This window comes from Pallidibacillus pasinlerensis, from assembly GCF_009996845.1.
Taxonomy (GTDB): Bacteria; Bacillota; Bacilli; order Bacillales; family Caldibacillaceae; genus Pallidibacillus; species Pallidibacillus pasinlerensis.
In genome coordinates, this window is record NZ_JAACYS010000118.1 from 1 (window position 1) to 3692 (window position 3692).

Genomic DNA, 3692 nt, shown 5'->3' on the forward strand with positions numbered 1-3692 from the left:
ATAAACACTACTTCGTACAAACTAAAATTCATTCCATATCCAGTTAATCGGGACTACAGTAGAAAGAAAACGGGCGTAACATATCAGTCATATAAAATATGTTACGCCCGTTAATTCGTTAAAATTCTTCGAATTTAGGAAACGCTTAAAGCGGGTGTTTGGGAACTCTATAATAAAGTGTGTTTTGAAATAAAGGAACTCAACGTATTTACCCGAAGTAAAGAAATTGTTCATACAGATATACACAGAGATATGATTTACTCGCCTATTTCAAAATAAATGGTAGTTTTTCATAGGGTTTTATTCCCCGATATTAAGCTTATATAATTCTCGTGCCATGGACTCTAAAATATACATTGCTGGGATTTGTGTTGTGATGTTTGCATTTTCATGGAATTCTTCCGTTACATAATAAGGGATATTGATATCTGACATTTTTGCAACGGTAGAATACTTATTGTTTGTAACACTTACAATTTTACTTCCCTCTTGTTTCAGACGGTTTAGAAGCGTAATCGTCATTTCAGTTTCTCCAGAAACGGATAATGCGATGGTCGTACTATTTTTAGCGATGGAATGAATCGGATAAAATGGATCTTTAATATACATGGAAAATTTGCGAAAACTTGAGAAATATCGAGCTCCATATTCCCCAACGATCCCCGAACTACCGACTCCGATAAAAATAACTGTATCCGCTTCGTTTATAAATCTTGCTGCTGCATGTATTTGTTCATCCAAATTTCCTTTTAATGTCCGTTCAAGAAATTCGATTACGGAATTTTTGGCACTTTTAATTGTTGTCTTTTTACGATCTTCTAAGTACATTTTCAGTTTCACTTTAAACTCAGAAAACCCTTCACAGTTCACTTTTCTACAGAAACGAAGAATGGTGGCGGTAGACACGTGGGTTACCTCTGCTAACTCACGGATTCGCATGTAAATCACTTTCTCTGCGTTTTGACAAACATAATTGTATATGGAAGTTTCTAACTCATTAAATGAAGCGATCATCTCACTGGTAAACATTTGAGCATAATTCTCCTTAAACTTATGCAAAACTTCTTTTTCCATCATGATAACATAAAACGAACTATAAAAGTAACACAATGTTTCAAAAATGTAACAAACCACTATTTTCGTTAATAAATACTAAATACCCTCACTTCATTTACCTAATTCCATTATCAATATAAGATATATTTTGAAGTTTTCTATTAATCTCTAAAAAATGTTTCTCAATTTTTTACTTTAACATTTTAAAAAAGGAGTTAATCATATGTCAACATTACCAAAAGATTTTTTATGGGGTGGCGCCTTAGCAGCAAATCAATTTGAAGGTGGTTGGGACAAAGGTGGAAAAGGACCTAGTGTTGTCGACGTTATGACAGCGGGTTCAAATATTGTACCAAGACAGATTACTGAGACAATTGAGCCGGATAAATTTTATCCAAACCACGAAGCAATCGATTTCTACCATAATTATAAAGAAGACATCGCTCTGTTTGCTGAAATGGGATTGAAATGTTTAAGAACATCGATTGCTTGGAGCCGAATTTTTCCGAAAGGTGATGAAGACGAACCGAACGAAGAAGGATTACAATTTTATGATAATGTGTTTGATGAACTCCTGAAATATGGTATCCAACCGATTATTACATTATCCCACTTTGAAATGCCCTTATATTTAGCCAGAGAGTATGGCGGTTTTAAAAATCGAAAGTTAGTGGACTTTTTCGTGAAATTTGCAGAAACATGTTTCACTCGTTATAAAGATAAAGTGAAATATTGGCTGACGTTTAATGAAATTAATAATCAAATGGATACAAGCAATCCAATTTTCCTTTGGACAAACTCTGGAGTTACGTTGAAAGAAGGAGAAAATGCGAAGGAAGTTATGTACCAAGCTGCTCATCATGAGCTTGTTGCAAGTGCACTAGCTGTGTCAAAAGGTAAAGAAATTAATCCAGATTTCCAAATTGGTGCGATGATTGCATTTTTACCTGTTTATCCTTATTCATGTCATCCTGAAGATATCATGTTAGCGGAAGAGTCCATGAGAACAAGATTTTTCTTCTCTGACGTTCAAGTTCGTGGATATTATCCAAACTATGCCTTAAAAGAATTTGAAAGAGAAGGTTATAATATTAAGTTTGAAGACGGGGATGAAGAAATCCTTAAGAATGGTACCGTTGATTTTATAGGGTTTAGCTATTATATGTCTACGACAGTGAAGCACGATGCTGTTAAAGAAAAATCTGAATTTATTGTGAATGGCGAATTAGAGAAAGGTGTAGAAAACCCATATATAAAAGCGAGCAATTGGGGCTGGGGAATTGATCCAACTGGTTTAAGGTATGCGTTAAACCTACTCTATGACCGTTACCAAATTCCATTGTTTATTGTAGAAAATGGATTTGGTGCGATTGACTATGTGGAAGAAGATGGATCTATTCATGATCAGTACCGAATCAATTATTTGAAAGGACATATCAAAGCGATGAAAAAAGCAGTTATCTATGATGGAGTAGACTTAATCGGTTATACACCATGGGGTATCATTGATATCGTATCTTTCACTACTGGTGAAATGAATAAACGATACGGAATGATTTATGTTGATCGGGATAATGAAGGAAAGGGGACTATGAAGCGCCTTAAAAAGGATTCATTTACTTGGTATAAAAACGTGATTAAGACAAATGGGGAAGAATTATAATTTTACAGTTCTAGATTGGTTATAAAAAAGAAGACTTCCGTTTATTGGAAGCCAAAGATGATTCCACTTTAATTTTAAAAACTTTGTAAAACTAATAATGGTAAGGCTACTAATACCGAAGAACTTGCCCAAGTGATTAATAATTTTTTCACGATACTTAATGAAGGTTTCACAATTAAATGGATAAAGGATAAGATCATCATATTAATAAAAAATAAAAAATAATAGGCAATGACATTGAAAATCCAAGTGTATGTTGCAATGAAGTTTCCAACCGGTGTTGCAAAATATAAGGCAATCAATACAATAAGTGAAAACATGAGCCAGACTGAAACAATGCTAGGCATCTTGTCCCAATCTTCGTGTTGCATAAATTGTTCCTTCTTTTTCGCGTAATTATAAATAAGTAGATTACAGACAAAAAGAATGATTGAAACACCGATGAACAGGATGATTTGTTTTATTACTATATTGTCGATATAGCCAATCAATTTTCGAAAATAGTAATCTACTCCGAAAGCCAACAGGATTAACAAAAGCAAACTTCCAATTTGTTTGAATGTGTAAGATTTCACGATTTTTTTAAAGGTATACTTGTTGCGATTTTCTTTATTCATCTGTATCCTCCTTTGGATAGCGAGATTACCTGATGAATGTATAAGAAGTTTATAAGTCTATATGAAAATTTATATGATGCGGCTTTTAAATTTATTAATGGTTTGAGAATTTTTAGTAGAACAAAAAAAGAGGTTGCCTGAAAAGACAACCTCTCATTCCGTATTGATTTATTACACATGTTTATTTTTCTTCGCTTCAATATCTGCCTCAATTTGGCAAATCACCTTTTTTACATAGAGGGATTTTTTGAATGTGAGCACGTGTAAAAATTTAAAGAGCCAAAGTTCGAATTTCGATGAACCTATTCCATCTCCTTTTGCTACGATATTCATTATCTCCCCTCCTTCCAAATTCA

The 3692-nt window shown here is 33.5% G+C and carries 4 protein-coding genes; 1 reads left to right on the top strand and 3 read right to left on the bottom strand.

Features of this window, described 5'->3' with window-relative positions:
• Positions 1–300 precede the first annotated feature (300 nt).
• Positions 301–1029 carry a MurR/RpiR family transcriptional regulator gene (locus GW534_RS15630; protein ID WP_161921891.1) on the bottom strand — a complete coding sequence of 243 codons (729 nt, stop codon included), beginning with the start codon at positions 1027–1029 and terminating at the stop codon, positions 301–303.
• A 250-nt stretch (positions 1030–1279) separates the two neighbouring features.
• Here GW534_RS15630 and bglA point away from each other — a divergent pair, with 250 nt between their 5' ends.
• Positions 1280–2719: a 6-phospho-beta-glucosidase BglA gene (gene bglA, locus GW534_RS15635; RefSeq protein ID WP_161921892.1), complete on the top strand. Its 1440-nt coding sequence runs from the start codon at positions 1280–1282 to the stop codon at positions 2717–2719.
• A gap of 74 nt (positions 2720–2793) precedes the next feature.
• On the opposite strand, the gene GW534_RS15640 is transcribed toward bglA, so the two are convergent.
• On the bottom strand, positions 2794–3336 hold the full coding sequence (locus tag GW534_RS15640) for a hypothetical protein (protein WP_161921893.1): 543 nt from the start codon (positions 3334–3336) through the stop codon (positions 2794–2796).
• Between the two features lie 171 nt (positions 3337–3507).
• The coding region (locus GW534_RS15645) for a hypothetical protein (RefSeq protein ID WP_210253484.1) at positions 3508–3692 on the bottom strand (185 nt) is incomplete at its 5' end.

Bases quoted from the DNA above. Each gene is read 5' to 3' on its own strand.
- GW534_RS15630 (WP_161921891.1), bottom strand. From the start codon at position 1,029: ATGTTTACCAGTGAGATGATCGCTTCATTTAATGAGTTAGAAACTTCC.
- bglA (WP_161921892.1), top strand. From the start codon at position 1,280: ATGTCAACATTACCAAAAGATTTTTTATGGGGTGGCGCCTTAGCAGCA.
- GW534_RS15640 (WP_161921893.1), bottom strand. From the start codon at position 3,336: ATGAATAAAGAAAATCGCAACAAGTATACCTTTAAAAAAATCGTGAAA.